General features: G+C 65.9%; 25 protein-coding genes and 1 tRNA gene. 14 read left to right on the forward strand and 12 right to left on the reverse strand.

The genetic code is table 11. The annotated features are described in order from the left end of the window. Window positions 1-38 precede the first annotated feature (38 nt). The 5 genes from K883_RS06670 to K883_RS06690 all read right to left on the reverse strand — a co-directional run bounded on the left by K883_RS06670 (window position 39) and on the right by K883_RS06690 (window position 6,377). Entirely contained in the window at window positions 39-1,481 is a 1,443-nt protein-coding gene (locus K883_RS06670) for a DUF7159 family protein (protein ID WP_231504807.1), read from the reverse strand. A gap of 188 nt (window positions 1,482-1,669) precedes the next feature. After that, window positions 1,670-2,776 (reverse strand): DUF7159 family protein, encoded by a 1,107-nt coding sequence (locus K883_RS06675; protein ID WP_036454072.1) that lies wholly within the window; start codon window positions 2,774-2,776, stop codon window positions 1,670-1,672. 170 nt (window positions 2,777-2,946) lie between these two features. After that, window positions 2,947-5,091, reverse strand: coding sequence for a DUF7159 family protein (locus K883_RS06680; protein ID WP_051701146.1), 2,145 nt, complete (start codon window positions 5,089-5,091; stop codon window positions 2,947-2,949). 48 nt (window positions 5,092-5,139) lie between these two features. Continuing rightward, window positions 5,140-5,712 carry a dCTP deaminase gene (dcd, locus tag K883_RS06685; RefSeq protein ID WP_036454075.1) on the reverse strand — a complete coding sequence of 191 codons (573 nt, stop codon included), beginning with the start codon at window positions 5,710-5,712 and terminating at the stop codon, window positions 5,140-5,142. Between the two features lie 29 nt (window positions 5,713-5,741). Beyond that, window positions 5,742-6,377, reverse strand: coding sequence for a hypothetical protein (locus tag K883_RS06690; protein ID WP_179300167.1), 636 nt, complete (start codon window positions 6,375-6,377; stop codon window positions 5,742-5,744). 174 nt (window positions 6,378-6,551) lie between these two features. Here K883_RS06690 and K883_RS06695 point away from each other — a divergent pair. Then, window positions 6,552-6,625, forward strand: a tRNA-Gly gene (locus K883_RS06695). 55 nt (window positions 6,626-6,680) lie between these two features. On the opposite strand, the gene K883_RS06700 is transcribed toward K883_RS06695, so the two are convergent. Both K883_RS06700 and K883_RS26240 read right to left on the reverse strand, forming a co-directional pair. After that, window positions 6,681-7,877 (reverse strand): site-specific integrase, encoded by a 1,197-nt coding sequence (locus K883_RS06700; RefSeq protein ID WP_036454076.1) that lies wholly within the window; start codon window positions 7,875-7,877, stop codon window positions 6,681-6,683. After that, the gene (locus K883_RS26240; protein ID WP_218917175.1) at window positions 7,870-8,385 is read right to left on the reverse strand and encodes a helix-turn-helix domain-containing protein; all 516 of its coding nucleotides are present in this window, start codon (window positions 8,383-8,385) and stop codon (window positions 7,870-7,872) included. The genes K883_RS06700 and K883_RS26240 overlap by 8 nt, the downstream gene beginning before the upstream one ends. Window positions 8,386-8,521: 136 nt before the next feature. Between K883_RS26240 and K883_RS06710 the strand changes: the two genes are divergently transcribed. The 8 genes from K883_RS06710 (at window position 8,522) to K883_RS26520 (ending at window position 14,585) form a co-directional block, all read left to right on the forward strand. Further along, window positions 8,522-8,710, forward strand: a complete 189-nt coding sequence (locus tag K883_RS06710; RefSeq protein ID WP_036454077.1) for a helix-turn-helix domain-containing protein — start codon at window positions 8,522-8,524, stop codon at window positions 8,708-8,710. Between the two features lie 9 nt (window positions 8,711-8,719). After that, on the forward strand, window positions 8,720-9,034 hold the full coding sequence (locus tag K883_RS06715; protein ID WP_036454079.1) for an HNH endonuclease signature motif containing protein: 315 nt from the start codon (window positions 8,720-8,722) through the stop codon (window positions 9,032-9,034). A gap of 52 nt (window positions 9,035-9,086) precedes the next feature. Continuing rightward, the gene (locus K883_RS06720; protein ID WP_156035619.1) at window positions 9,087-10,508 is read left to right on the forward strand and encodes a hypothetical protein; all 1,422 of its coding nucleotides are present in this window, start codon (window positions 9,087-9,089) and stop codon (window positions 10,506-10,508) included. A gap of 126 nt (window positions 10,509-10,634) precedes the next feature. Next, the gene (locus K883_RS27450) at window positions 10,635-11,024 is read left to right on the forward strand and encodes a hypothetical protein (protein ID WP_156035621.1); all 390 of its coding nucleotides are present in this window, start codon (window positions 10,635-10,637) and stop codon (window positions 11,022-11,024) included. Then, complete coding sequence (locus K883_RS06730) at window positions 11,021-11,260, forward strand: hypothetical protein (RefSeq protein ID WP_036454084.1); 240 nt, start codon at window positions 11,021-11,023, stop codon at window positions 11,258-11,260. The genes K883_RS27450 and K883_RS06730 overlap by 4 nt, the downstream gene beginning before the upstream one ends. Window positions 11,261-11,757: 497 nt before the next feature. After that, window positions 11,758-12,462, forward strand: a complete 705-nt coding sequence (locus K883_RS06735; RefSeq protein ID WP_179945047.1) for a phage major capsid protein — start codon at window positions 11,758-11,760, stop codon at window positions 12,460-12,462. 229 nt (window positions 12,463-12,691) lie between these two features. Further along, window positions 12,692-12,907 carry a hypothetical protein gene (locus K883_RS06740; RefSeq protein WP_036454086.1) on the forward strand — a complete coding sequence of 72 codons (216 nt, stop codon included), beginning with the start codon at window positions 12,692-12,694 and terminating at the stop codon, window positions 12,905-12,907. Window positions 12,908-13,421: 514 nt separating this feature from the next. Then, the gene (locus tag K883_RS26520; RefSeq protein ID WP_179945048.1) at window positions 13,422-14,585 is read left to right on the forward strand and encodes a helix-turn-helix domain-containing protein; all 1,164 of its coding nucleotides are present in this window, start codon (window positions 13,422-13,424) and stop codon (window positions 14,583-14,585) included. On the opposite strand, the gene K883_RS06750 is transcribed toward K883_RS26520, so the two are convergent. From K883_RS06750 to K883_RS28165, 3 genes are all read right to left on the reverse strand, one after another. Then, window positions 14,571-15,455: a DNA-methyltransferase gene (locus K883_RS06750; RefSeq protein ID WP_036454088.1), complete on the reverse strand. Its 885-nt coding sequence runs from the start codon at window positions 15,453-15,455 to the stop codon at window positions 14,571-14,573. The genes K883_RS26520 and K883_RS06750 overlap by 15 nt on opposite strands. 120 nt (window positions 15,456-15,575) lie before the next feature. After that, a complete protein-coding gene (locus K883_RS06755; protein WP_036454090.1) occupies window positions 15,576-15,809 on the reverse strand; it encodes a hypothetical protein in 234 nt (77 codons plus the stop codon). Between the two features lie 278 nt (window positions 15,810-16,087). After that, window positions 16,088-16,474 (reverse strand): hypothetical protein, encoded by a 387-nt coding sequence (locus K883_RS28165; protein WP_008261595.1) that lies wholly within the window; start codon window positions 16,472-16,474, stop codon window positions 16,088-16,090. 255 nt (window positions 16,475-16,729) lie between these two features. On the opposite strand from K883_RS28165, the gene K883_RS06765 reads away from it, so the two are divergent. Next, window positions 16,730-17,536, forward strand: coding sequence for a L,D-transpeptidase (locus tag K883_RS06765; RefSeq protein WP_036454092.1), 807 nt, complete (start codon window positions 16,730-16,732; stop codon window positions 17,534-17,536). A gap of 135 nt (window positions 17,537-17,671) precedes the next feature. On the opposite strand, the gene K883_RS06770 is transcribed toward K883_RS06765, so the two are convergent. Continuing rightward, window positions 17,672-18,169 (reverse strand): hypothetical protein, encoded by a 498-nt coding sequence (locus tag K883_RS06770; protein WP_036389690.1) that lies wholly within the window; start codon window positions 18,167-18,169, stop codon window positions 17,672-17,674. Between the two features lie 390 nt (window positions 18,170-18,559). On the opposite strand from K883_RS06770, the gene K883_RS06775 reads away from it, so the two are divergent. From K883_RS06775 to K883_RS06790, 4 genes are all read left to right on the forward strand, one after another. Then, window positions 18,560-18,898, forward strand: a complete 339-nt coding sequence (locus K883_RS06775; protein WP_036454094.1) for a DUF732 domain-containing protein — start codon at window positions 18,560-18,562, stop codon at window positions 18,896-18,898. A gap of 153 nt (window positions 18,899-19,051) precedes the next feature. Further along, window positions 19,052-19,396, forward strand: a complete 345-nt coding sequence (locus K883_RS06780) for a DUF732 domain-containing protein (RefSeq protein ID WP_036454096.1) — start codon at window positions 19,052-19,054, stop codon at window positions 19,394-19,396. 44 nt (window positions 19,397-19,440) lie between these two features. Beyond that, a complete protein-coding gene (locus tag K883_RS06785; RefSeq protein ID WP_036454098.1) occupies window positions 19,441-20,844 on the forward strand; it encodes a mannitol dehydrogenase family protein in 1,404 nt (467 codons plus the stop codon). Beyond that, entirely contained in the window at window positions 20,841-22,280 is a 1,440-nt protein-coding gene (locus K883_RS06790) for an FGGY family carbohydrate kinase (RefSeq protein ID WP_036454100.1), read from the forward strand. The genes K883_RS06785 and K883_RS06790 overlap by 4 nt, the downstream gene beginning before the upstream one ends. Here K883_RS06790 and K883_RS06795 read toward each other — a convergent pair. Continuing rightward, window positions 22,216-23,724: a bifunctional phosphatase PAP2/diacylglycerol kinase family protein gene (locus K883_RS06795; protein WP_036454102.1), complete on the reverse strand. Its 1,509-nt coding sequence runs from the start codon at window positions 23,722-23,724 to the stop codon at window positions 22,216-22,218. The genes K883_RS06790 and K883_RS06795 overlap by 65 nt on opposite strands. Window positions 23,725-23,751 lie beyond the last annotated feature (27 nt).

Here is a 23,751-nt window from a genome sequence, read left to right on the forward strand (position 1 = left end):
AACGGAAGATGACGGGTGGCCGCCGCTCTGCCGGCCTGTTAAATCCCCGGGATGCCCGGAATGTTGATGCGTGGGCCACCACCGCCGAAACCGCCGTGACCGTGGCCACCGCCGAAACCGCCGCGCGGACCGCCGCCGAAGCCGCCGCGCGGACCGCCGGGGAAGCCGTCGTCGTGGTCCCCGTGGCCTCCACCGTGACCGGGGCCCCACCCGCCACCGGGCGGACCGCCGATGCCTGGGATCGGCAGCGGGATCGGCACCGGAACGGGTGCCACCGGCGGCGGAGCGGGCGGCGGGGCCGCCGGAACCGGGATCGGCGCGGGCGCCACCGGGGCCGGAGCCGGAGCGGCCGGAGCCGGCGCGGGAGCCTCTGGAACGGGCGCCGGCGCCGGGGCCTCCGGGGCGGGCGCGGGAGCCGCGGGCGCCTGGGCAGGCGCCGGAGCCGGGGCCGCGGGCGCCGGGGCGGGCCGGGTCGGCGCGACCACGACGTTCTCGTTCGGGCTGGGCCGCACGTTCGCGGTCGGGCGGATGGCGATGGCCAGTGAGACGACCAGCGCCACCACGCCGATGACGAAGACCGCCGCCACGGCGCTGCCCACCAACTTGAAGTTGCGCCCGCGATAGTCCGCGCCGACGAGCTCGGTCGCGGCGGTCTGCGAGCCGGTGAAGAAGTCGTCGGGGTCGTCGGGCACGGCGCTGTACGCCAGGGCATCTACCCCGGCGTCGCCAGGCGCGTCGAAGTAGCCGGGCGCCACGGCCAGCGGATTGATCGCGCCGGTGCCGGGATCCTGCGCGTACGCCAGGGCCGCGGTGGACGACGCGAACAGCGGAGCATGCGCCGATGCCAGCGCGGCGCCCCGGGCCAGCGCCGTTTCCGGTTCCTCGGCCGCCGTCAACGGCAGAGTGGTGGCCGCCTCCAGCGCTGGCTTGATCAGCGGGATGTCGATGCCAGAGCCGACGACGAACACGGCGTCCGGGCGGCTTTCCATGTTCTCCGCGCCGGAGACCAGGCGCGTCAGCTCGGCGACGGCCGCCTCGTCGTCTTCGGGGAGGACTTGGCGCCGGACGTCGGCGATGGATCCGTCGGCGCTGTCGACGATCGCCAGCGTCGCGGTGTCGGGCTCGATGTAGAGCAGCGCGGTCTGCGCGTAGTTGGTCCGGTGGCCGACCGCTTGGGCCAGCGCGGCCGCGGCCAGGAAGGCCGAGACCAGCATCACATTTTCGACCTTGTGGGCGGCGAGCTTGTCGCGCAGCGCGGCCGCCTCGACGGGGTCGGTGAAGGTGACCCCGGTCGACGCCAGTTGGTAGCCACCCTCCGCCGCGCCCTGACGCGTCCCCAAGATGGCGGAGACTACCTGGTCCGAGGCGGTGACAGTTGCTGCGTCAGTGGACGTCGTCACGTCGAAATTGTCTTCATCGACGGTCGCACCGTCGCCGTTTTCCCCCTCGACCAGCACCATCCGGACTGCGGTCGGCGCCATCGACACACCAAGTACGGTGTCCAAAGCTCCTCCAATAGTCGGTTGCTAGTCATTCGCGGTGAGGGCGTCGCCGTCGCACGAAATGATGGCGCGTGACATCGCTGAGTCCCCACCGTTATTCCCCTAGTGCCCCGATTTTACGCGTGTTCGGCGGCCGGGGGGTGGGCCGGGACCCGTCCGCGGCGGGGTTACGGGACCGGGAAATCGGGCCCCAAATGGCGATGCAGCCAGTCGTCCCAGTGTGGGTGGTCGCCGGATTGCGGCGGGGACGGCGCAGGTGCCTGGGGCGCTTCGGGCGCCGGCGCTTCGGGCGGCGCCGGCGCAGGGGCCGACGGAGGGCGCGGGCCGGTGTTCGGGGGCGACGGGGGCTGCGGAGCGACGACGTTCGTGCTGACCTCCGGTGGTTGGTCCGTGCCCGGATCGCGGCCGAAGAGGAGCGCGAGCGCCAACGCGACGAAGCCGGTGACGAAAATGGTCATCACGAGCGCGACGGTGGCCGCCGGCTTTCGGCTGTGCCGCTCGCGTGACCGGGCGGCCCGCGCGTCGGGGTTGTGGGCGGACCCGGCCGCCTCGGTCGAGGAAATCCGCGCGGACGGCATCGTGATCGTCCGCGGCGCGCCCAACCGTGCGTTCGCCGCGGCCAGCGAGGCACCCCGGGCCAGGGCCATCTCGGGTTCCTCGGGCGTGGTCACCGAGAGCGACGTGGCGGCCTCGAGCGTTGGCTTGATCAACGGGATGTCCACGTCCGAGCCGACGAGGAACAGCCCGTCAGGCCGCGCCCGCATTGATTCGGCGCCCGAGACCATCGCCGTCAGCTTCGCCAGCGCGACGTCGTCGCGGCCGGGCAGCGGGTGCCGGTGCACGTCGGTGACGGTCCCGTTGGAGGTGTCGACGACGGCGAGGGTCGCGCTGGTGGGTTCGACGAGCAGCAACGCGGTGCGGGCCCAGTTGGTTGCGCTGCCCATCGCCTGCGCCAGCGCCGCGGCGGCCATCACCGCCGAGACCAACATCACGTTCTCGATCCTGCGCGCCGCCAACACATCTCGCAGGGCCGCCGCCTCGGCCGGGTGGGTCCAGCTCACTCCGCTCGATTTGAGCTGGTAACCGCCCTGGGCCGCGCTGTCGCGAGTGCCGAGGATGGCCGCGACGACGTGATCCGCGGCGGCAGCTGGGGTCGGATCGCCGACGACATCGAAGCCGTCCTGATCGACGGTCACCCCGCCCGCGGCCGCGCCTTCGACGAGCACCATGCGGACTGTCTCCGGTGCCATCGACACACCGAGTACGACCTCCACCGCTCCTCCAAATCGCCAGACGCTTGGTTGCTGTGCTGCGCCAGCACAGCCGCGCCGGCGCCGCATGGGGGTTCGCGACGCCACCCTAGCTTGCTGAGTTATCGGTGGCCGTGACCGCCGAAGGTGTGCCCCATGCGCCGCTTGGTGGGGGGAGGTTCGGCAAACCGAGGCTATTTGTGGCCGCCGCCACCGCCGCCGTGACCGCCGCCGAAGCCGCCACCACCGTGACCACCGCCGAAACCGCCCAGGCCGCCGCCGCTGTGGCCGCCGCCGAAGCCACCCAGGCCACCGCCGCTATGCCCGCCGCCGAAGCCACCGCCGCCTTTAGGCGCCGGCGCAGCGTGGCCACCGCCGAGTCCTCCGCCGGGCGCAGGAGCGTGCCCGCCGCCGAGTCCTCCGCCGGGCGCAGGAGCGTGGCCACCGCCGAGTCCTCCGCCGGGCGCAGGAGCGTGGCCGCCGCCAAGTCCGCCTGGGCCTCCCCCACCAGGCTTCGGTACATGGCCGCCGCCCGAACCGGGCGTTGGAACGTGGCCGCCACCCGAACCCGGGGTCGGGACATGGCCACCGCCGGAACCACCCGAACCCGGCGTCGGAATGTGGCCACCTCCAGAACCGGGCGTCGGGACGTGGCCGCCACCGGAACCACCTGATCCGGGCGTCGGCACGTGGCCGCCACCGGAACCACCCGAGCCGGGCGTCGGGACATGCCCACCACCGGAACCACCCGAACCCGGCGTCGGGATATGCCCACCACCGGGACCCCCCGAACCCGGCGTCGGGACGTGACCGCCACCGGAGTTACCCGGAGCGCCCGGCTTGGGCGGGGTGCCTTCACCGGGAGGCGTCTGATGCGGTGGCGACTGCGGAACGGTGCCGCCCACCTTCGGGGGCGTCGGCGGCTGAGGAATTTGCACCGGCTGTTGGGGCCGCGCCGGTTGAGGGATTGACACACGCGGCGGCGCCTCGAACAACGGGGGCCTTACCACCGGGTTGGGAACAGGGATGCGCACCGGCACCGGAACGGGAACGGGCGGAACCACGACGGGAACGGGGACCACCGGCGGCGCCGCCGGTACGGGAGGGGCTTCCGGCGGCGGAGGCGCGGGCAGCGGCGCCGCGACCGGGGGGTTCAACGGCTTGGGGGCCGCCACCGGGGCCGGCAGGCTGATCTTCGGCTCCGGCGCGGACGCCTGCACGGGCGCCGGCGCCTGCTCGGTGGGAACGATCAGGTGCTGGTTCGGGGTGGGCTGCAATGCGACGGTGCCCGTCGTGCGGATCCCGATCGCGAGCGCGATCTCGAGCGCCAACACCGCGCTGATGCCCGCCACCGCCAGCCCGCTGCCGATCAGCAGGGCCGGCCGCCGCTGCGGCTGACTGTCTTCGGGGAGGAAGAGCCGTTCGATGACCACGGTCGGCGAGTCGGCGTCCTCATCGGCCACCGCGCTGTAGGCGAGCTCGTCGTCGCCGGCGTCGGGACCGAACGGGACATAGAGGTACTCGGGCAGGGAGTGCTGGTCGACGGCGCCGGTGCCGGGGTCCTGCGCATAGGCCAGCGCGGCGGTCGAGGAGGCAAACAGCGGGGCGTTCGCCGACGCCAGCGCCGCGCCGCGGGCCAGCGCCGTCTCCGGCTCCTCGGCCACGCTCACGTCGAGCGCCGTCGTCGTCTGCAGCGCCGGCTTCAACGAGGCGACATCGACGCCCGAGCCCACCACGAACAGCCCGTCCGGGCGGTATTCCAGCTTCTCCAGCCCGGCGACCATTCCGCTGAGTTGCTCGGCGGCGGCGCCGTAGGACTCGGCACGGATCTGCTGCTTGTACACATCGGGGATGGAGCCGTCGGAGGTCTCCACGACGGCCAGCGTGGCGGTATCGGGCTCGACCAGGAGGACGGCGGTGCGTTCGTAACCCATTGCGCCGCCGACGTTTTGCGCGAGTGCCGCCGCGGCGAGAAACGCCGATACCAGCATCACGTTGTCGAGCCGGTGAGCGGTCAGCGCGTCGCGCAAGGCGGCGGCTTCGAACTGATCGGTCCACGTCACCCCGATGGACGACAGCTCGAGGCCGGCATCGGCGGCACCCTCCCGGGTGCCCAAGATCGCCGAGATCACTCGGTCGGACGCGCTCACGGTCGCCGCGTCGTCGGCGCCGGTGACGTCGATCGCGTCCTCTTCTACCGTGGCGCCGTCGGCGTATTCGCCTTGCAGGACAACCATTTGGATCGACGACGGTGCCATCGACACCCCGAGCACGATATCCAAAACAAACCCCTCCAAAGGCATTGCGGTGAACCACGGCCAGGCGGAGGTAAAAACCATGGCTAACTAAGTATCGCCCAGAACGGGGGCAAGCGGGCCCCGCAGAACCTATGTAGACGATATGAAGTTCTGATACGAGCGCGACGGCGTGGGTCCTCGCTGGCCCTGGTACTTCGAGCCCACTCGCGAACTGCCGTAAGGGTGTTCGGCCGGGCTGGTCAACCGCAAGATGCACAGCTGCCCGATCTTCATGCCCGGCCACAGCGTGATCGGCAGGTTCGCGACATTGGACAGTTCGAGGGTGATGTGACCGCTGAAGCCGGGATCGATGAAGCCGGCGGTCGAGTGCGTCAGCAGGCCGAGGCGGCCCAGCGACGACTTGCCCTCCAGCCGTCCCGCGAGGTCCTCGGGCAAGGTGATGAGTTCCAGCGTCGAACCGAGCACGAACTCGCCGGGATGCAGCACGAACGGCTCCCCCTCGGCCGGCTCGACCAGGGTGGTCAGCTCGTCCTGCTGCTTTGCCGGGTCGATGTGGGTGTAGCGGGTGTTGTTGAACACCCGGAACATGCAGTCGAGGCGAACGTCGATGCTGGACGGCTGCACCAGGGCGTCGTCGAAGGGGTCGATGCCCAACCGGCTGGCGCTGATTTCGGCCCTGAGGTCGCGATCGGAGAGCAGCACGCGACGAGCCTATCTGCTGCGCAGCGGGTTCAGCGGAGATAGACCTCGTCGCCGGTCGGATATCCGCCGCCGGTGGTCGTGACGTGCACGTGGTCGTAGTGGCCGAGCCGGCTGGCCTGCGCTCCGCCGGGTGTGTAGTAGACGCCCCGCCAGATCGCGTCCTGGATCCCGAACCGGGTGGCGTTCTGCATCACGTAGGCGACGATCGAGTCGCCCAGCGCGATGCCCTCGGCGCTGCCAGGGTTGGGGATCATGACGTCGAGCGCCAACCCCCGGGGATGCCAGGGCAGCGAATCCGGCCGCACCCCACCGATCTCGTGGATCTGGGGGAACTCCGCGCTGATGCTGCGCTCGACCAAGATCGTGCGGACCTGAAGGCCCTGCTCCGGCGCGACGCCGGCGGGCAGGAAGCGCGATCGCGTGTGGTAGCGCGATGCCGCGGCGGGCTCGCCGTCAACCAGCCCTTTAGCGGGCCGCTTCGACGCGGCTGTCACGATTTGCACGCAACAGGGGGCGGGCTCGCTGATCACGGGTTTGGCCTGGTTGTGCGGTGCAAATGGATGGACATCGGCGGACACCGCGAAGAACACCGCCGCGGGGGCGAGCACCGCAGCCAGGGCCACTGACGGTCTACGTCGCTTCCTGGCTAATTCGTGTCGACCCACCCGGAGCACATTACGTTGCGATAACGAAATAATAAATCTGAGCGTTATGAGAATAGTTAGATAGGCGTCTTAGATTTCGTGGTCGCGCTCCTGGGCCGGGTTGTCGGGGGAGGTCAGGCCGCCCGGGCGCGCCTGCCGGCCCGGTGATGGATGCTAGCCTTCTGAGGCGACTGTGCCGATGTAGTTCAATGGCAGAACATCAGCTTCCCAAGCTGAATACGCGGGTTCGATTCCCGTCATCGGCTCCACGACTACCTGCGGTGATGCACTCAATCGCTCGACGCCCCAACCTCCGTGTTGCGCTCAATGTTGCAAGTAGTCAATGGACGTCGCAGCGAGCTTCAAGGCGTCGTCCTGGGAGTGCGCGTAGAGCTTCATCGTGAGCGATGCGTCCTTGTGTCCGATCCACGCTGCGATCACAGCGACGGGCACCCCATCGAGGTGCATCAGCGTGGCCGCGGTGTGTCGAGCACCGTGCAGCTTCAGATGTCGCATGCCCACACGGGCGAGCGTGTCGCGCCAGTATCGGGATAGCACAGCGGGCGAGTAGGGATCACCCACCTCGTTGGAGATGACATAAGCGCCTGAGCGATACGCAGTGCCGGCCTCGATGCGTTCCTGACGTTGACGCTCGCGCGCATCACGTAGGGCGACGACGAGGCGTTCTGGGAGCGGGAGCGTGCGCCTTGACGTGAACGATTTCGGGTCGTTCTCGACCGCGCGCCCGCCAGCAGAGACGCGATTGTTGGCGATGGTGAGCGTGCCGCTATCGAAGTCGATGTCCGACCATCGAAGCCCAGCGATCTCGCCACGACGCAGACCCGACAATGCCAAATGCCAAGCGTGGGCCAGACGGTCATCCTTCAATGCAGCGAGCAGACGTTGTACCTCGCTTTGGGTGAAGGTGTCGAGCGATTGGTGAGACGACGCCACGCGGGTCACGCCCACGGCGACGTTGCGGGGCACGAAGCCTTGGCGGTGTGCGTCCTCGAGCAATCGGGCCGTGGCGGCGATCACTTTGTTTACGGCCTTTGGTCCCCACGGCTTGCGCGTGCGGCCTTTCGGGAACTTCGGGCTGCCTGGTGTGGTCGTCCCGCCTTCTACAAGCGAGCGCACCATCCGGTCGATGTGAGCCTTTGTCAATTGTTGGAGGTTCATGTCGCCATGGAACTGCTTGAGCACGTCAAGGTCGTAGGTCAGCTTCGACAGCGACGTGGCGCGCAGATTGTGACGGGCAGCGATGTAGTCGTCTACGGCCTCTGCGACGGTGAGTTTCCTACGGGCCACGAACGTGCCCCTGGACGCTTCGTGCAGAACCTCGGCGAGGGCATCGCGGGCTTCGCGCTCAGTCTTGAATCGCCGTCTCACGTGTCGGCGCTTGCCGGTGGTCGGGTCGTCGCCAACAGTGGTGAACAGCTCGTAGCGCGTCAGAGCGTTTCCACTGCGTCGATGCTTGATCTCGACTTTCTTGATTTGAGGCGGGAGCTGTTGCCTACTCATCGACAACCCAACTCCACATGCTGCGGCCCTGGTCGAGGATCTCGTCGGCGCGGACCTCGACCTCGTAGGCCGCGTCGGTGTTGCCGCGCTTCTCGTAATCGCGCTGACGTTCACGCTCGCGCTCGTAATCCCAGTAGGTGCGCAGCGACGTGTGGGCGTCCTCATCGCGGCCGCAAAACCACTTGACCGCTTGCACGGACGGCACGTGGTGGTTAGGCGTGACTTCGACCTCACCGTCGATCATGTCGGGGTAGATCAACGACAGAGGTTCCACACCAAGCGCTTTCGCAAGGATCACTAGCTCTGACGTGTCGAGCTTGCCAAGGCGATTGTTGCTCTCGATCTTCCCAATGGCCACCCGATGGATCGGATATCCCAATGCAGCGGTTGCCTCCGCGAGCTGCGTGACGGACATCTTCAGTTTCGCTCGGCGCTCCCGCACTGCGCGCCCGATGCGTGCTGCGGTCGCTTCCTGCCAGCGCTTAGCGCCCTCGTCAATCTTCGGCATCATGCCATCCTAACTTCACTTTAGTCGCATAGCCGCACATTTGAACTCCGTCCGGTCGTGTTCACGATACGACATGTTATCGTTAATGCGTCCGCGATCAAACTTTGTAGTCGTATTCCAGAAACTAGGAGATCACATGACGACGATTGACCGCCTGTACACCCCTGATCAGGCCGCACGGCTCCTCGGGTGTGGGCGCACGAAGGTCTACGGGTTCATGAGGAGCGGCGCGCTGCGGAGCGTGAAGCTCGGCGGGTCACGACGCATTCCGCGCAGCGCACTCGACGAGTTCATCGAAAGCCTTCAAAATGCCACCGCCAGTTGACCTACTCGCATGAAGACCAACGCCCACGGCCCGAATGCGTGGCTTCGCATCCAGAGACGAACGCTGGCGCGCAATCAGCGAAACAACGACGGTCGATGCCAAGCGGGATTCGACGGATGCCTCGGTGTGGCCAGGGAGGTTCACCACGTCATCGAGCGCGTCAACGGCGGCACCGACGACGACGGGAATCTTGTTGCGATCTGCGAAACCTGCCATACCCGACTGACGGTCGAGGCGAACCAGGCACGAGCCTACGCACGCCGTGAAGCCGAGAAAGCTGCCAAGCGCAAGAACCATCCAGGACGACGGGACCGACATGAGTAGACCTCAAACGCGTTGTGCGCGAACTAGAAAAAGCAACCGGAGGAATGGACACGTGACCGACACAGCTAGCGCTGAGCACCGACCTGAGAGCCCACTGGGACGGTACGCAGCGATCAAGTACACGTACGGCCAAGACGAAACCGGCAACATGACCATCCTCGAGGAACAAGTGGTGTCGACTATGCCGCGACCAGGCAAGCCCAAGCACAAGGACTTCTGGGAGAGCCGCAAGAATCTGGACTATGTGCGTCGGTTCATGAACTCGCACGGTGCGTCTGAGTGGGCGGGCCTGGGGTCGATGCTCGAAGTCGTGGCACAGACCATCCCCTCAGACGTCGTGCTCCCAGACCACACGGGCGACTTCGGATCGCTGAACGCCATTGCGGGTTTGGGTGGTCGATCCGGTGGGGGCAAGAGCACGGCGATGAAGCTCGGACGTCGAGTGCTGCACGTAGCGAACTTCGAACTCAACCCCTTGAAGATCGGCACGGGCGAGGGCATCCCAAGGTTGTACGGCGATTACATGGGCAAGGACGAGGGGGTCGTCTACACCCGTGATGCGGCCATGTTGACGGCGCCCGACGTGGCGACTCTATACGCCCAGATGAAGCGGTCGGGCGCGACGCTGTTGGGGGAACTGCTCTCTGCGTGGGATGGAGACAACGTCGGTCATTCCGTGGCTGCGAAGGACAGGCGCGTGTTTCTTGGGCAGCATCGCTACCGTTGGGCGCTCGTCATGGGCATTCAGTTTCTCGAAAGCCAACAGTTGCTCGACACCGAAGGTGCGGGCCTGATGCAACGCATCTTGCTGTGGCCCACGACGTTTACGGATCCCATCGACCGTTCACAGCCGCGGGCGGAGCCGCTCGACTTCGTGCCGCCGCGACGACTGAATCTCGCTGACGAAGCAGAGGACGCGTACTACCAGTCGATGGGAGTCAATCGCCCATGGTCGGAGCTAAAGGCCATCGGCGTGCCTCAGTGCGTAGTCGATGACACCGACGACTTCGATCTTCGGCGACGGCGCGAGGACTTCACCGACCCTCTGGATTATCACCTGAATCTGCTACGCCTAAAGCTGGCGGCTCGACTTATGTGGTTCGACGGTCGAGAAGACATGAACGTCGAGGACTGGCAACTCGCGGGGTACGTTATCGACCGCATCCACAAGCCCACACGCGAAGCGTTCCGCGAAGGCGCGGCTGAAGCTCGACAGAAAGCGATGTCGCGTCAAGAAACTGATCGAGCGCTGGCGCGTGGGTCTGCGGGTGACTACGCGCTGAAGGCCGCGCACCTGGCAGACAAGCTGTACGACAAGGTTGGCGACAAAGAAGTCACCGGCGGCCAGTTGAAGCGTTGGGCGTCGAGGAATCCGGCGTTGGATGACGCGATCGGACTGCTCGTCTCGTCGGGCAGGTGGGCGAAACGGCGCACGGACACCGCCCGTGAGGGATGGCGATACCGGCGACCGTGAGCAACCGGCCATCGAAGTTTGCATGTTTGCATGTTTGCATCGTTGTCGCGGCCAAAATGGTGTTCAAAGTTATTCACGTGTAAATAGCACCCATCTTTTTATCTATTTCTGCACGTCACGGCTGGTGTGGACATTTTTGTGCTGAAACCTTGTCGATTTTTCGTCAATACGATGCAAACAACAAACAATGCAAACTTTGAGGTGGTTGCAAACAATGACGACGCCATCGAGATACGCATTCTTAGAATCGTCGTATCGAACGTCACGGAGGTTGATATGTACGAAATGGGGCCCAATGCTCAAGTGGTCAGTGACAACGGTTCCCTGACCGGAAACGTCATGTACGACTACGAAGGCCGACAGATCAGCGTGCCATTGGACTACCTGTGCTTGGACTGCTCATCGCCGACCATCGAGGTTGACGAGGACTACGAAGGGCACTTCGACGTCTTGGCCGCTTTTCACGATCCGACATGCCCACAGCGATGGGACGTGGTGGACAGGTGGCAAGCATGACGTACGACGAGCGCCTGCTCAAAGCTGACCACGTCAATCTCAAGGACGGATTCACGTCCGATGCCGATGGACGGATTCTGTCCGTACGCGAGGACACGAAGATCCCCCTGAAGCCGTTCAACCCGCTCGACGCGCCCGAGGAAATTTTACTTCCCGAGGACCTGCAAGATTTGAACGACGATCTACCCCCGAACGAGCACGCACTCGCCGAGTGGCGCGCTCACAAGCAGCGTTAGAGGCACCTCAGCGTGACGCTGCGCGACTCTTGATCGTGTGACGTGACAATCGTTGCAGCGCAATAGATCAGGACTATCACGACGCTTACGAGTCGCCATTGAGTCTTGAATTAATGGCGCGTAACGTCGCTGGCACGCCTACCAGCGCGGCAAGCTGGACGTCCGACGGGACGTAAAACACGGAATGTGCCGACGGGCCTCGTACGGATATCTCCAATAGAACCTCTCCCATGAGCGCATCCGTGCACTGCGCTATGACCCGCTGACGATCCAGCAGCGCTTGGCAATGGGAATCCCCTAACACTCCCCGAGCACGCGACGCGTGTTCTCACTCAAAGGAACTCACAACCATGTCCAAAGTAATTACCCCTACTAGCCCCGAAGCTTGGGCGCTCGACGTACTAGGCGTTGCTCCCGAGCAGACGATCCCGCAGTCGATCCTGATTCAGGCGACGACCAAGGCCGGCGATGTCGAAGGCGATGATGTCTTCGTCCGCGTGCCGATGATCAACCTGGATGCCGATACGGGCTTCGTGCCCGAGGGCAACGACATTCCCGAGGCTGACCCCGACCTGTCGGAATTGGTCATCGCCACGGGCAAGGTCGCTGTCCTGGTGCGGATCTCGCGTGAGCAGTTGGTACAGCCCGCTGCTTCGGAGGTCGTCAGTGCCGAGATTCGACGGTCGGTGCTCAAGAAAGTCGACTGGGCATTGCTGCAACAGCCCGCTCCGACTGCACCGGCGACATTCCCGCCCGCAGGACTGATCTCTCACGCGGTGTACTCGGGTGTGGTCCAGGACAACCTGGATGCGGTCGTCGATGCCGTCGCGTTTATCGAAGGGCTGGGCGGGTCGTGCACCAACATCATCGCGGCACCGGATGCGTGGGCCAAGCTGGTCAAGCTGAAGACGGCGACGGGATCGAACCAGTCGCTCATCGGTGCAGGGACGGAATCGGCACAACGAACGCTGTTGTCCATTCCAGTCAACGTCACCAGTGCGATGACCTCGGGGCAGATTCTCGCGGTCGACAGGAGCAAGACCCTGTCTGCGTATGGGTCGATCCAGATCGCACGAAGTGAGCACGCCTACTTCAACTCTGATTCGTGGGCGCTGCGCGCCACGCTGCGATTCGGAGCCGGATTCACTGAAGTCGGTGCGGGCTTGCTGCTCGACGTCGGTCCGGTCGAAGAGACCCCGTAACAACTGAATAGCTGCACCCTCGTGCTGCACAGGCGGTGGTGCGCCGACCTCGAAGGGCGATGCTTCCCCAACCCACGGGCATCGCCTTTCTTGGTAGGTACATCAACCTGTCAGGCGTGAGTAGTACCTCGTACACGCGCTGCACGCTTGGAACGTAACCTGTTGTAGCACAGTAAGATCCATGTGTAACGCTGTTGGGTTGTGTTGTGAAGTCTCTTAGAATTGATGCATGACGAACACGACGAACACCCTCGAAATCTACTCGATCAACGATGCCGAAGACTCCGATCCTGATCCCATCTACGAAGGCGACGACGACGGGATGATCCGCGCCTTTGGTGATGTGTCGCTTGATTTTCTGTTTCACGATGACGACATGGGCACCAACGTCTACAACGTCGTGCGTGCTGATGGTGTCGTGATCGCCGTCGCATACCGCGACTGACTACACCCACCCGACCGCCTGCACTCGCGCCTCACGCGTGCGTGTGGGCGTTCTTCTATGCGTGTGGGCATTCTTCTATTCGCGCGAGGCGAATCGCTGCGCGTCGACCCCCTGCGCCCCACCCCCCACAGAGCGCTTCAGCTCCGCGTAGAGGCTTTGACGCTCGCGCTGTGTACGAGTTCCCCAGCTTTAATTCAAAAGGCTTCGTATATGCACGATTCCGGCCGCGACCTCGCCACATGCACTTTCAAACGCGCTATTGCACCCTCAAATTAGCTGCGGTATACGCGTATGCGCGTGTGGGCCGCGCCTGCGCGTCCCCGTAGACGTCCGCGCGTTGCGTCGCGTGCAATTGCGTCGGGCGCGTCACGCGTGGACGCCGTACGCGTCTTCGGCAGGCCCACAGCGGCACCGAACGACGACCACCGCGCGCTTCCGTTTTACGGGTTCGCCGGTTCATCGCCGGACGGCTGTGGCAGTCTTACCTCCGTTGTCCAATGAGGGGGTGACACGGGTGCCAGAGCGTTCGGAGATCGTGTCGCGGCTTCTCGCGCGTTTACGGACCGCTCGGGAAAAGGCCGGCATATCGCCTGAAGACCTGGCGGCCGACTTAATCCTCGGCCCAGGGTGGATCGAGCGATTCGAGTCCGGAGAATCAATACCCGACATCGACACTCTCTTTGTGCTCATCGACCGCATCGGTGTAGATCCCGCGAGCATCTTTGCCGACGTCCACGATGAGAGCGCCGAAGCTAGCGCCGCGGAGCTCAGTCGGCTTATCCGCGCCGAGGAAGACGGATCAGACCTCATCATCCATTTCGCGTATGCAAACTATGACGCGCAATACCGGCTACCTAAGGCGACATTAGAACAGTTCGAAGAAGTGCTCCTTACGCTTCGTAATGGTCTAGCAAAACTTGTGTCAGTCACCGGAAATGCCAGCGCCGAGAGTCAGATCAAAACGTCAGCTGTTGCTTCCGCCTTCATGAAAGCTGTTTCGCTGTGGCCAAGCGCCAATCCCTCAGATGTGTGGTGGTTCATCATTTATCGCGCGTATTGCGATCCGTATAACCACCCAGCAGAATTCGCGCGCATGTCATTCGAGCAATCGTGGAAGCGAACGGGCGGATGGGCGTTAGAGGAAATTTGCGTTCGTCACTATGCACCGGAACTTAAGAAGCACGGCATTACGATTGAGATTGCAACCGGCCAACGGAAGCAGACATTACTTTCTAAGCTTGAGATTGGTCGCCGTCTTATCGTTGACAAAGTTGACGTTATTCTCACAGGTCCAAAGGACGTCGTATTCGGCGTAGTGCACGTGAAGGCCAGTTTCGCAGAGCGGCGAACCGATGATGTACCGATGTCGGAAGCCTTAGTGCGGAGTGGCTATTTCTCACCTCTATGGACCATGGATTGCAAGTCGGGACCGAGCACTCATCCCCATAACCGTGGCGAACTCGGATCCGCCACAGGCAACCGAAGTGAAAAACGCATCGGCATCGAAGACGAGGCTGAATTCAGCGCCTGCTACTCCTACAATCGGAACACATTGCCGACGGTGCATCCGCCCAAAACGAAAGCCGACATCGTGATCTGTGACTTCAACGATCCCGACGACCTGTTCACGAAGGGCGTTTTAGACGGTTGGAAGAGGTTCAAGTCAACCCGGAAATAGCTGGGGACGTGACTCGGCAGCTACTAGGCGCTCATTCGAGGCTTCTACTTGCTCAGCGTCGATTTCAAAACCCAAGTAGGAGCAGCCAAGGGAAAGTGCCGCGAGGCCGGTTGTGCCACTGCCGGAGAACGGATCCAGCACCACGACCTCATCGCCCGTCCGACCAAGCGCGTCGATACATTGACGCGGTAGCGCCAAGGGGAACCGCGAATAGTGCGCAAGCCCGTCGATTTTCTCGTTAGGAAATTCCCAAACGCTCTTGACAGGAGGTGACGTCGTGAATGCGTGCCGCTCATCGCGAGCAAATAGGTAAATGGACTCGTGTGCCCGGTGCGGCCTACGGCAGCGGCCCTCGGGCATGGGATTCTTCTTGCGCCAGATGACTTCGCCGCGGAATAGCCAACCATCGTCACACATGCCGATTACCATGCGATATGTCAGAGCTAGAAGATTGCCATAGGTTAACCACGGGGTGTCCTTCTTTAGGAAGGCCTTTCGTTTGGCGCGTGGCTTAACGTACGCGGAGTTTGTCTCATTGAGGCCAACCTTGTCGGGCCCCAAGGAGCTATACGCGTGGTCGTCCAGCCGCCAATTGACAGGTGTGTTGTAAGCGTCGCCGATGTTGATCCACACCAGCCCGTCTTGCTTTATCTTCGGCTGGATGACGCGGAAGATCTTCGTCAGTGCCTCGACGTAGTCACGAGGATCGTCTTCGACCCCCATCCCGTCCGACATCCGCTGACCCCAATAGGGGGGCGAGGTCACGAGTACGTCGATGCTCTCGTCGGGCAGGTTTGCCGCGAGTTCGGTGCAATCGCCCTGCACTACGCGGTTGCGCACGTACGGGCCGATTTTGTCCTGATCGGTCACTGATGGCCTTTCGTCGGTTTGAGTGAATGCTACGACCGACCGACGACACTCTGCTGCATCCGCGCAGCGCGTGTGGATAAACGGCCACCCGGGCACGAGGGTCGTCGGTCGGTGGTGTTGTCAGGCGCTCTTGGCCTCGTCTTCCTTCGCTTTCTTCGCGCCTTCGCGCTCAGCGGCCCACTTCGTGAACTTGGCCTTGAGCGGTGCAACGTCCTTGTTCGTGAACGTGTAGCGCGATCCTGACCCGACGCCTTGCGACGTGGCACGCAGGAACACGCGCAGGGTCTTGGGGTCGGTGTCCAGTCGTTCGGCGACGGCCTTGGTGGTCAGCGAGTTGTCGGCGGGTGTGGTCATTGGTTCCTCCTGCTTAGGTGTGCTAACGAAAGCATCGTAAGAGGACCAGCGCTCAAACCTAACCCCCTACTGGCGGTAGGCCTTGCGACGTGCGAGATTGTCGCACCGATGTTGCAAGTCGTGCTGAACAGCAACGGATCGCTCCGAACGCCGCCGGACGATAGTGCCAGCAAGACAGGCATTTTCTGAACCGACGTGAACGCTTCCGGACTGACTCAGCCACCTTCCCAAGCTGAATACGCGGGTTCGATTCCCGTCATCGGCTCCACGATGACAGCTCAGGCTGCGGCAGCCAGCGTCCGCGCGTAATTCACTTGCTGGGTGACACTGATCGTCGCCTGAGGTCCCGCAGCGGGAAGCAGTGTCGAGTGGAAGAACCCGTCGCCCTGAACGGTGACCTGGATATAGCCCGTGTATCTGCGGTCCTTCATCAGCAGGAAGAGCAGTCCCAGCAGGCAAAACCAGACGAAGATGATGCAGAGGACAATGCCGGCGGTGGAGATGCTTTCCGAATAGTGCGACATGTCGGTCACGGTCCACACCGTGCCCTTTATCGGGTGCACGCCGGCCGGCGTTGCTACCCAATGCTGCGAGAAAGAGATGTCGCCGAGTGTCCCCAGCCATTGCTCGGGCTCGCCACCCTGGTACTTGATCGGGTCTGCCACTCGGCGATTAAAACACGGACACTCCGCTGGTAAGAGCCGAATTTGAATTGACTCTGCCAGCGGGGCGGGGCGCGCGTCTCGCGGCTTCACAATTGCCCCGGTCGCCCGTCTCGTCGCCAGGCCGCCGAACTAAACGTCCGTATCCAAAACGTGACCGTTGCGTGGCCAAATATCCACGTGCCCTTGCGCTTTCGCAGGTCAGACGCCATTTATCATCCCTATTGCAACGATGTCAGTTAAAAGGGAATTGAGGCCATGCGGACCGGTGTTCGGTGTGTTCTTGGGGTCGTCGGGGTCGCTGCCGGAATGGTCGTAGCGCCGGCCGGTGTGAGCCTCGCGTCGGCCAACCTGTCGCATGGCCCGGCCATCGCATCGGTTTCACCGACGCGCGGCGAGGTCGTCGGCGTGGCGCATCCCGTGGTGGTGACGTTCCGTGCTCCGGTCATCGACCGGCGCGCCGCCGAGCGGGCGGTTGAGGTCAAGTCGACGCCCTCGATGACGGGCAAGTTCGAATGGCTCGACAACAAGGTCGTCCAGTGGGTGCCCGACCGATACTGGCCGGCGCACAGCACAATTGCGCTGACGGTGGGCCAGGCGACCTCGGAGATCAAGACGGGCCCCTCGATCATCGGCGTGGCCAGCATCTCGCAGCACACGTTCACCGTGAGCATCGACGGAGTCGAGGCGGGACCGCCGACCCAACTCCCGGCGCCGCATCATCGGCCGCACTTCGGGGAGCAGGGCGTGATGCCGGCCTCGCTCGGCAGGCCGGAATACGCGACGCCGGTCGGCTCGTACACCGTGCTCTCGAAAGAGCCTGCGGTGACCATGGATTCGAGCAGCGTCGGCATCCCCGTCGACGACCCCAACGGCTACCTGCTCACGGTCAACTACGCCGTCCGCATCACCAACCGCGGACTATTCGTGCACTCGGCCCCCTGGGCCGTCCAATCACTGGGGCTCGAGAACGTCAGCCACGGCTGCATCAGCCTGAGCCCCGATGACGCCGAGTGGTACTACAACCACGTCAACGTCGGCGACCCGGTGATCGTCCAGGAATAACCAAGGCGCAATCTTCACGAAGCTCCGCACCCACATGCACGACGGGTGCGGAGCTTCGATTACGTTGAGGGTACAGGCTTTCCGCAACGCAACGGGCCCGCTGGTAGGAACCAGCGGGCCCGCACACGTTCGAGCTCAGCTCGCGGGGCCCGGGCGAATCGGCTGACCGGACGTCGGCCCGCCGGTGGGCGCCGGGCCGGTCGGCGCGTCCTTCACCCCGGCCATGTCGATGATCGGAGCGGCGGCCTCCAAGGGAGCGCCCGCCACCGGCCCGCCCAGGGCGATCAGCGGCGCACCGGCGGGCACCACCGGCACCGGCGGCACGACCGGGACGGGCGGCGCAAGCGGCAGCGGCGGCACGATCGGCACCGGAGCACCGAGCGGCACCGGTCCGGGCACGGCCATGGGCACGCCGGACATGTCAGTGAGCGGCGCCGCGCACATGTCCGCCGGCGCGCCCGCGGCCACGGGACCTCCGGCGGCCGGCGCCGCATCGCCCGCTTGCCCCTGGATGCACGCGTGGCCGCCCGTTATCAGCGGGGCGGCCGCCGCGTCGGGGCTCAACGCTATAGCTGCTCCGCACAACCCAGCGCCGGCAACTACTTTCATGTTGAACCGATCGACGATCGCCATCAGCGCCAACTCTCCTTCATTCACGCTCAGCTATTTCCGCAATCAATCAGTGCAGCAGGCCCGCCTAGCCGTACCGAGGCCGTCCTTCACGACCGGGCCAATTGTCAGCAGCCGACACGCGACACGAGCCACGCCGCACCGCGCCGTTTCCAAATGGTGACGTCACAACGCTGTCACGAATCGGAACACCGCCGACGGACATCCCTGACCTGCGCCGACACGCGTGCGTTCCGGAGCTTCTCCCGGGCCGGCCGCCGACTTCGAATCCCGCGGACTTTATTTACCCGCAGGTCATTCACAGGGAATTTTTGATGCACAAAGTCTGTCCAGGAGGTTACATAGAAGTGAACACCGTGAGAGCAACCGTTGACAGACAGAGGGGAAGGGCATATGTCACCACGTCGTCTAGCTGGCGGTTTCATCGCCTCGGCGCTGTTCGGTGCCCCGCTTCTCGCCGGCCTCGTCTGGGCCAGCCCCGCGCAGGCCGACGCGGCCAGCTTTCTCAATGACATGCACAAGGACGGGATCCACGCCGTGACCGGCGGCGACGCCGCACTCCTGCAGGCGGGCCTGAACATCTGCCAGCAAATTTCCTGGGGCGCCCCGCCCGCGCAGCTCGAGGGCCTGGCGCTGCAGCGCTCCGACGAACGACAGGGAGCCGGCGGCCTCAGCCCCCAGCAGGCCGGCGACATCGTCGTCTTCGCCATGCGCGATCTGTGCCCAAGCTAGCCACGCCGAGCTGAGTCCTCGCACACCGCGCGCGCAGCCGCGCGGCCAGTCTTCGCCGACTATTCATCCTCCGGATCTCCCGCGCGGCGGTCCATGCACTTTTGTGTAAAGGTGCATCATCCGCATCGCGCAGAGACACAAGGAGAACGTGGGATGGCGGCACGCAGGCTGCACGGCCGGTTCATCGGAGCGGCGCTGACGGTGGGTCCACTTCTGATCTCGGGGATGGCCTGGGCCGGCCCGGCGCGGGCCGACCAGGCCGCCTTCCTCAACGACCTGCACAACGCCGGGATCCACGCCGTCGACGGCGGCGACGACGCGCTGTTGCAGATGGGCGCGGATCTGTGTCAGCAGCTTTCGTGGGGCGCTTCGCCGCAGCAGCTGGAGCTGCTCGCGCTGCAGCGCTCCGATGCCGACCAGGGCTCCGGCGGGATCAACGGCCGCCAGGCCGCCGACGTGGTGATCTTCGCCCTGCGCGACCTCTGCCCCAACGCCTAGCAATCAGCTAGCCGCAGCGGGGTCCGCGCTAAGGTGACACTCGAGTGAAGCTGAACGCACGGAACCTGACCGGTCTCGACATCCCCGTCCCGACCTATGACCGCAGCCAAATCGGCATCGGCATAGCGCATTTCGGTGTCGGCGGCTTTCACCGTGCCCACCAGGCCTGCTACGTCGACCGGCTGCTCAACGCCGGGCTCGCGCGGGACTGGGGCATCTGCGGTGTCGGCGTGCTGCCGGGCGACCAACAGATGCGCGACGCGCTGCGCGACCAGGACCACCTGTACACGCTGACCCTCGGACACCCCGACGGCACGCGGGAACCGCGGGTCATCGGCTCCATCGTCGACTTCCGTTATGCGCCTGAGGATCCCGACGCGGTCATCGAACTGCTCGCCGCCCCGGCGACCCGGATCATCTCGCTCACCATCACCGAGGGCGGCTACCAGCCGCCCTTGAGCGCGGTGTTCGGGTTGGTGACCGAGGCGTGCGACCGGCGCCGGGCCCGCGGCCTGCCCTCCCCCACCGTCGTGTCCTGCGACAACATCGTCGGCAACGGGGACACGGCGCGGCGCGCATTCACGTCCTACGCACAGCGCATCAATCCCGAACTCGCACAGTGGATGAACGAGAAGACACGCTTTCCCAACTCGATGGTCGACCGGATCACGCCCGTGACCACGCCGGACGTGGCCGAGCGGCTGGAGGCCGAATACGGCGTGCGCGACGCCCGGCCCGTGGTGGCCGAGCCGTTCGCCATGTGGGCGATCGAGGACGACTTCGCCGACGGGCGCCCGCCCCTGGACCAGGCCGGTGTGCAGCTGGTCGACGACGTCGCCCCGTACGAGGCCATGAAATTGCGGTTGCTCAACGCCGGCCATCAGGGCCTGTGCTACTTCGGATACCTGGCCGGATACCGCCTGGTGCACGAGGCCGCCCAGGATCCGGTGATCGCCGAATTCCTGGCCCGCTACCTGGATTCGGAGGCCATGCCGACGCTGACACGAATCCCGGGGCTGACCGAGTTCCGCAACGAACTCCTCCCCCGGTTCGCCAACGCCTACGTGCGCGACACGGTCGCCCGGCTGTGCGCCGACTCCTCGGACCGCATCCCGAAATGGCTGCTGCCGGTCGTGCACGACAATCTGCGCACCGGCGGTCCGGTGCGGCTGTCCGCGGCGATCGTCGCGAGCTGGGCCCGCTACGCCGAGGGCGTCGACGAACAGGGCCAACCGATCGAGGTGATCGACCGGCTGTCCGACACGTTGGTGCCGCTCGCCCGCTCGCAACGCGACGACCCGGACGCGTTTCTGGCCAACCGCCCGGTGTTCGGCGACCTCATCGACGCCCCGCGCTTCCGCGACGCCTACCGGTGGGCACTGGACTGCCTGCACCGCCGCGGCGCGCGCGCCACGCTGCGGGCCCTGATCGGGGACGACGCGTCATGACGCTGGTCGCCGGGATCGACTCCTCGACGCAATCCTGCAAGGTGCTGGTGTGCGACGCCGAGACCGGCGCGGTGGTCCGCGAGGGCCAGGCCGGCCACCCGAACGGGACCGAAATCGACCCGCACGCTTGGGAATCCGCCGCGCGCGACGCCATTGCGAACGCGGGCGGGCTGGACGGCGTCGATGCTGTGGCCGTCGGCGCGCAGCAGCACGGCATGGTGTGCCTGGACGAAACCGGCGCGGTGGTGCGGCCCGCGCTGCTGTGGAACGACGTGCGCTCGGCCGACGCCGCGCACGCCCTCGTGCGCGAGCTGGGCGGGGCGCGCGCGTGGGCCCAAGCCGTCGGCGTCGTGCCGCTGGCCGCGATCACCGTGGCGAAGTTGCGCTGGCTCGCCGACCACGAGCCGCGCCACGCGGACCGCACCGCGGCGGTCTGCCTGCCCCACGACTGGCTGACGTGGCGGCTGCACGGTGACGCCGACATCGCGGCGCTGACCACCGATCGCAGCGACGCCAGCGGCACCGGCTACTACGACGCCGCCACCGGCGACTACCGCCTCGATCTGCTGGAGCTCGCGCTGCGCGGCCGCCGTCCGCGGCTGCCCACCGTGCTGGACCCATCCAACGGAACAGGCAGTGGCACAACACTATTCGGCGCGGGTCTCGGGGACAACGCCGCCGCGGCGCTGGGCCTCGGCGCCGAAGAGGGCGACGTGATCGTCTCGATCGGCACGTCGGGGGTGGTGGCCGCCGTCACCGCGGATCCGGTCCGCGACGACGCGGGCTACGTCGCCGGATTCGCCGACGGCACCGGGCGCTACCTTCCGCTGGTGTGCACGCTCAACGGCGCGCGGGTGCTCGACGCCGCGGCCGCGATGCTGCGGGTCGACCACGACGAGCTGTCGACGCTCGCGCTGTCGGCGTCCCCGGGCAGCGAAGGTGTGGTGATGGTTCCCTACCTGGAGGGTGAGCGAACGCCCAACCGGCCCAACGCAACCGGGGCTGTGCACGGCCTGCGGGTCTCCAACGCGAACCCGGCCAACCTGGCCAGGGCCGCGGTGGAGGGACTGCTGTGCTCGCTCGCCGACGGCGTCGCGCATCTGACCGCGCGCGGCGTCGTCGCGCGCCGCATCCTGCTGGTCGGCGGCGGCGCGCAATCCAGGGCGCTGCGCGAGATCGCGCCGGCGGTGTTCGGCATGCCGGTGCTGGCGCCCGCCCGGGCTCAGTACGTCGCGGCGGGCGCGGCGCGGCAGGCGGCCTGGACGCTGAGCGGCTCGCCCCGGCCGCCGGCGTGGGAGCCGCCGCCGACGCACGAATACACCGCCGACCCCTCGCCCGAGGTGCCCGCCCGCTACGCGCGGGTACGCGATCTCACCGAGGGGGCCGCGCGTCGGGAAGCGGACGAAACACCGGAAGGATCCGGTATTTCGCGGTGAAGCGGGCCTGGTCGTATTTGTCCCCGACCTCACCGTCGCGGGCAACGGTCGTGGGACCGTCGACGGCGCTGAAGCTGAATTCGGGCACCTGCAACTCGTGGTAGAGCGGGCTGCGTTCCAGCCGGCCCAGCGCCAGCGCGGTCAGGATCCGGGTCCTGGCCCACGGCCGGCCCGCCTCCAGGATGCGGACATCGATCAGGCCGTCGTCCATGCGGGTCCGCCGCGCCGGCGCGAAACCGGTGGGCAGGTACAGCGAATTGCCCAGGAAGAACAGCGAAGTCAGCAGGGTCTTGTTGTCGTAACAGATGCGCACCGGCTCTTCCTTGCGCAGCGTGCGCAGCATCGCGTAAAGACCGGCCAGCGGCTTGCCGATGCGCTTCTCGAGCTTTTCGCGCCGCCGCACGAACGCCGGGTAAGCGCCGATGCTGGCGGTGTTGAGCACCATCTGAGAGTCGTTGAGGCACACCAGGTCCACGCACGCCACGCTCCCGCGCCGAATCGCGTCGACGGTCTTGGCCACGGTGTCGCAGCCGATGTCCTTGGCGAAGTGGTTGAACGTGCCGGCGGGGAAGACCGCCAGCGGGAGCCCGGCGTCGATGGCCACCCCGGCCGCGGCCGCCACCGTGCCGTCGCCACCGCCCACCGCGAGCACCTCGGCACCGGCGGCCGCGCCGCGCAAGACCTCGACAGGGTCGTCGTCGGGACCCAGCTCGCGGATGTCCACCTTCGGCAGCTCGGCGCGCACCTCGTCGAGCACGCGGGCCCCGGTGCCGCTGCCCGACTCCGGGTTGATGACCAGGACCACGCCGGCACCGTCGGGCCGCGGCGGCGTCTCGACGCGCAGCGGTTCCGTTCGCGGAAGGGCGGTTTCGACGATCGGCGGCACGAGCCGGCCACCCAGCACGGCCAGGCCGGACCCGATCCCGAACCCGGCGATGACATCGCCCGGGTAATGCGCGCCGGTCGCCACCCTCGACAGGCCCACCAGCCCGGCCAGCAGCGCCAGCCCGAAGCCCAGCGGCGGGTTCTCCAGGCCGACCCCGACGGCGAACGCGGCCGCGCTGGCCGAATGCCCCGACGGCAGGGAATTCGACGTCGGGCGGCGGCGGACCTGCCGGACGAGGGGCACCAAGTCGTAGCCGGGACGCGGGCGCCGCCGGATGCGCTTGGCGAACTGATTGGTGACCAGGCTGGTGGCGGCCAACGTCACCAGCCCGCGGGTCGCGCCGCGCTGCGCGCTTTGCCTGCCGGTGGCCAGCAGGGCCGCGCCGATGGCCAGCCACAGCTTGGAATGGTCGGCCGCGCGCGTCAGCGACGGCATGACCGTGTCCAGCAGCGGGGTGTCCGTCTCGGCGATCGCGTCGAACAGTTCGCGATCCAGCGTGCCGAGCCCTCGGGTGATCTGTTTGATGCCGCGCGCGCGTCGCCAGGGCCGCCTGTTCATTCGCTCCACCCTAACCATGGGTGACAA

The organism is Mycobacterium sp. TKK-01-0059 (assembly GCF_000709305.1).
Lineage (GTDB): Bacteria > Actinomycetota > Actinomycetes > Mycobacteriales > Mycobacteriaceae > Mycobacterium > Mycobacterium intracellulare.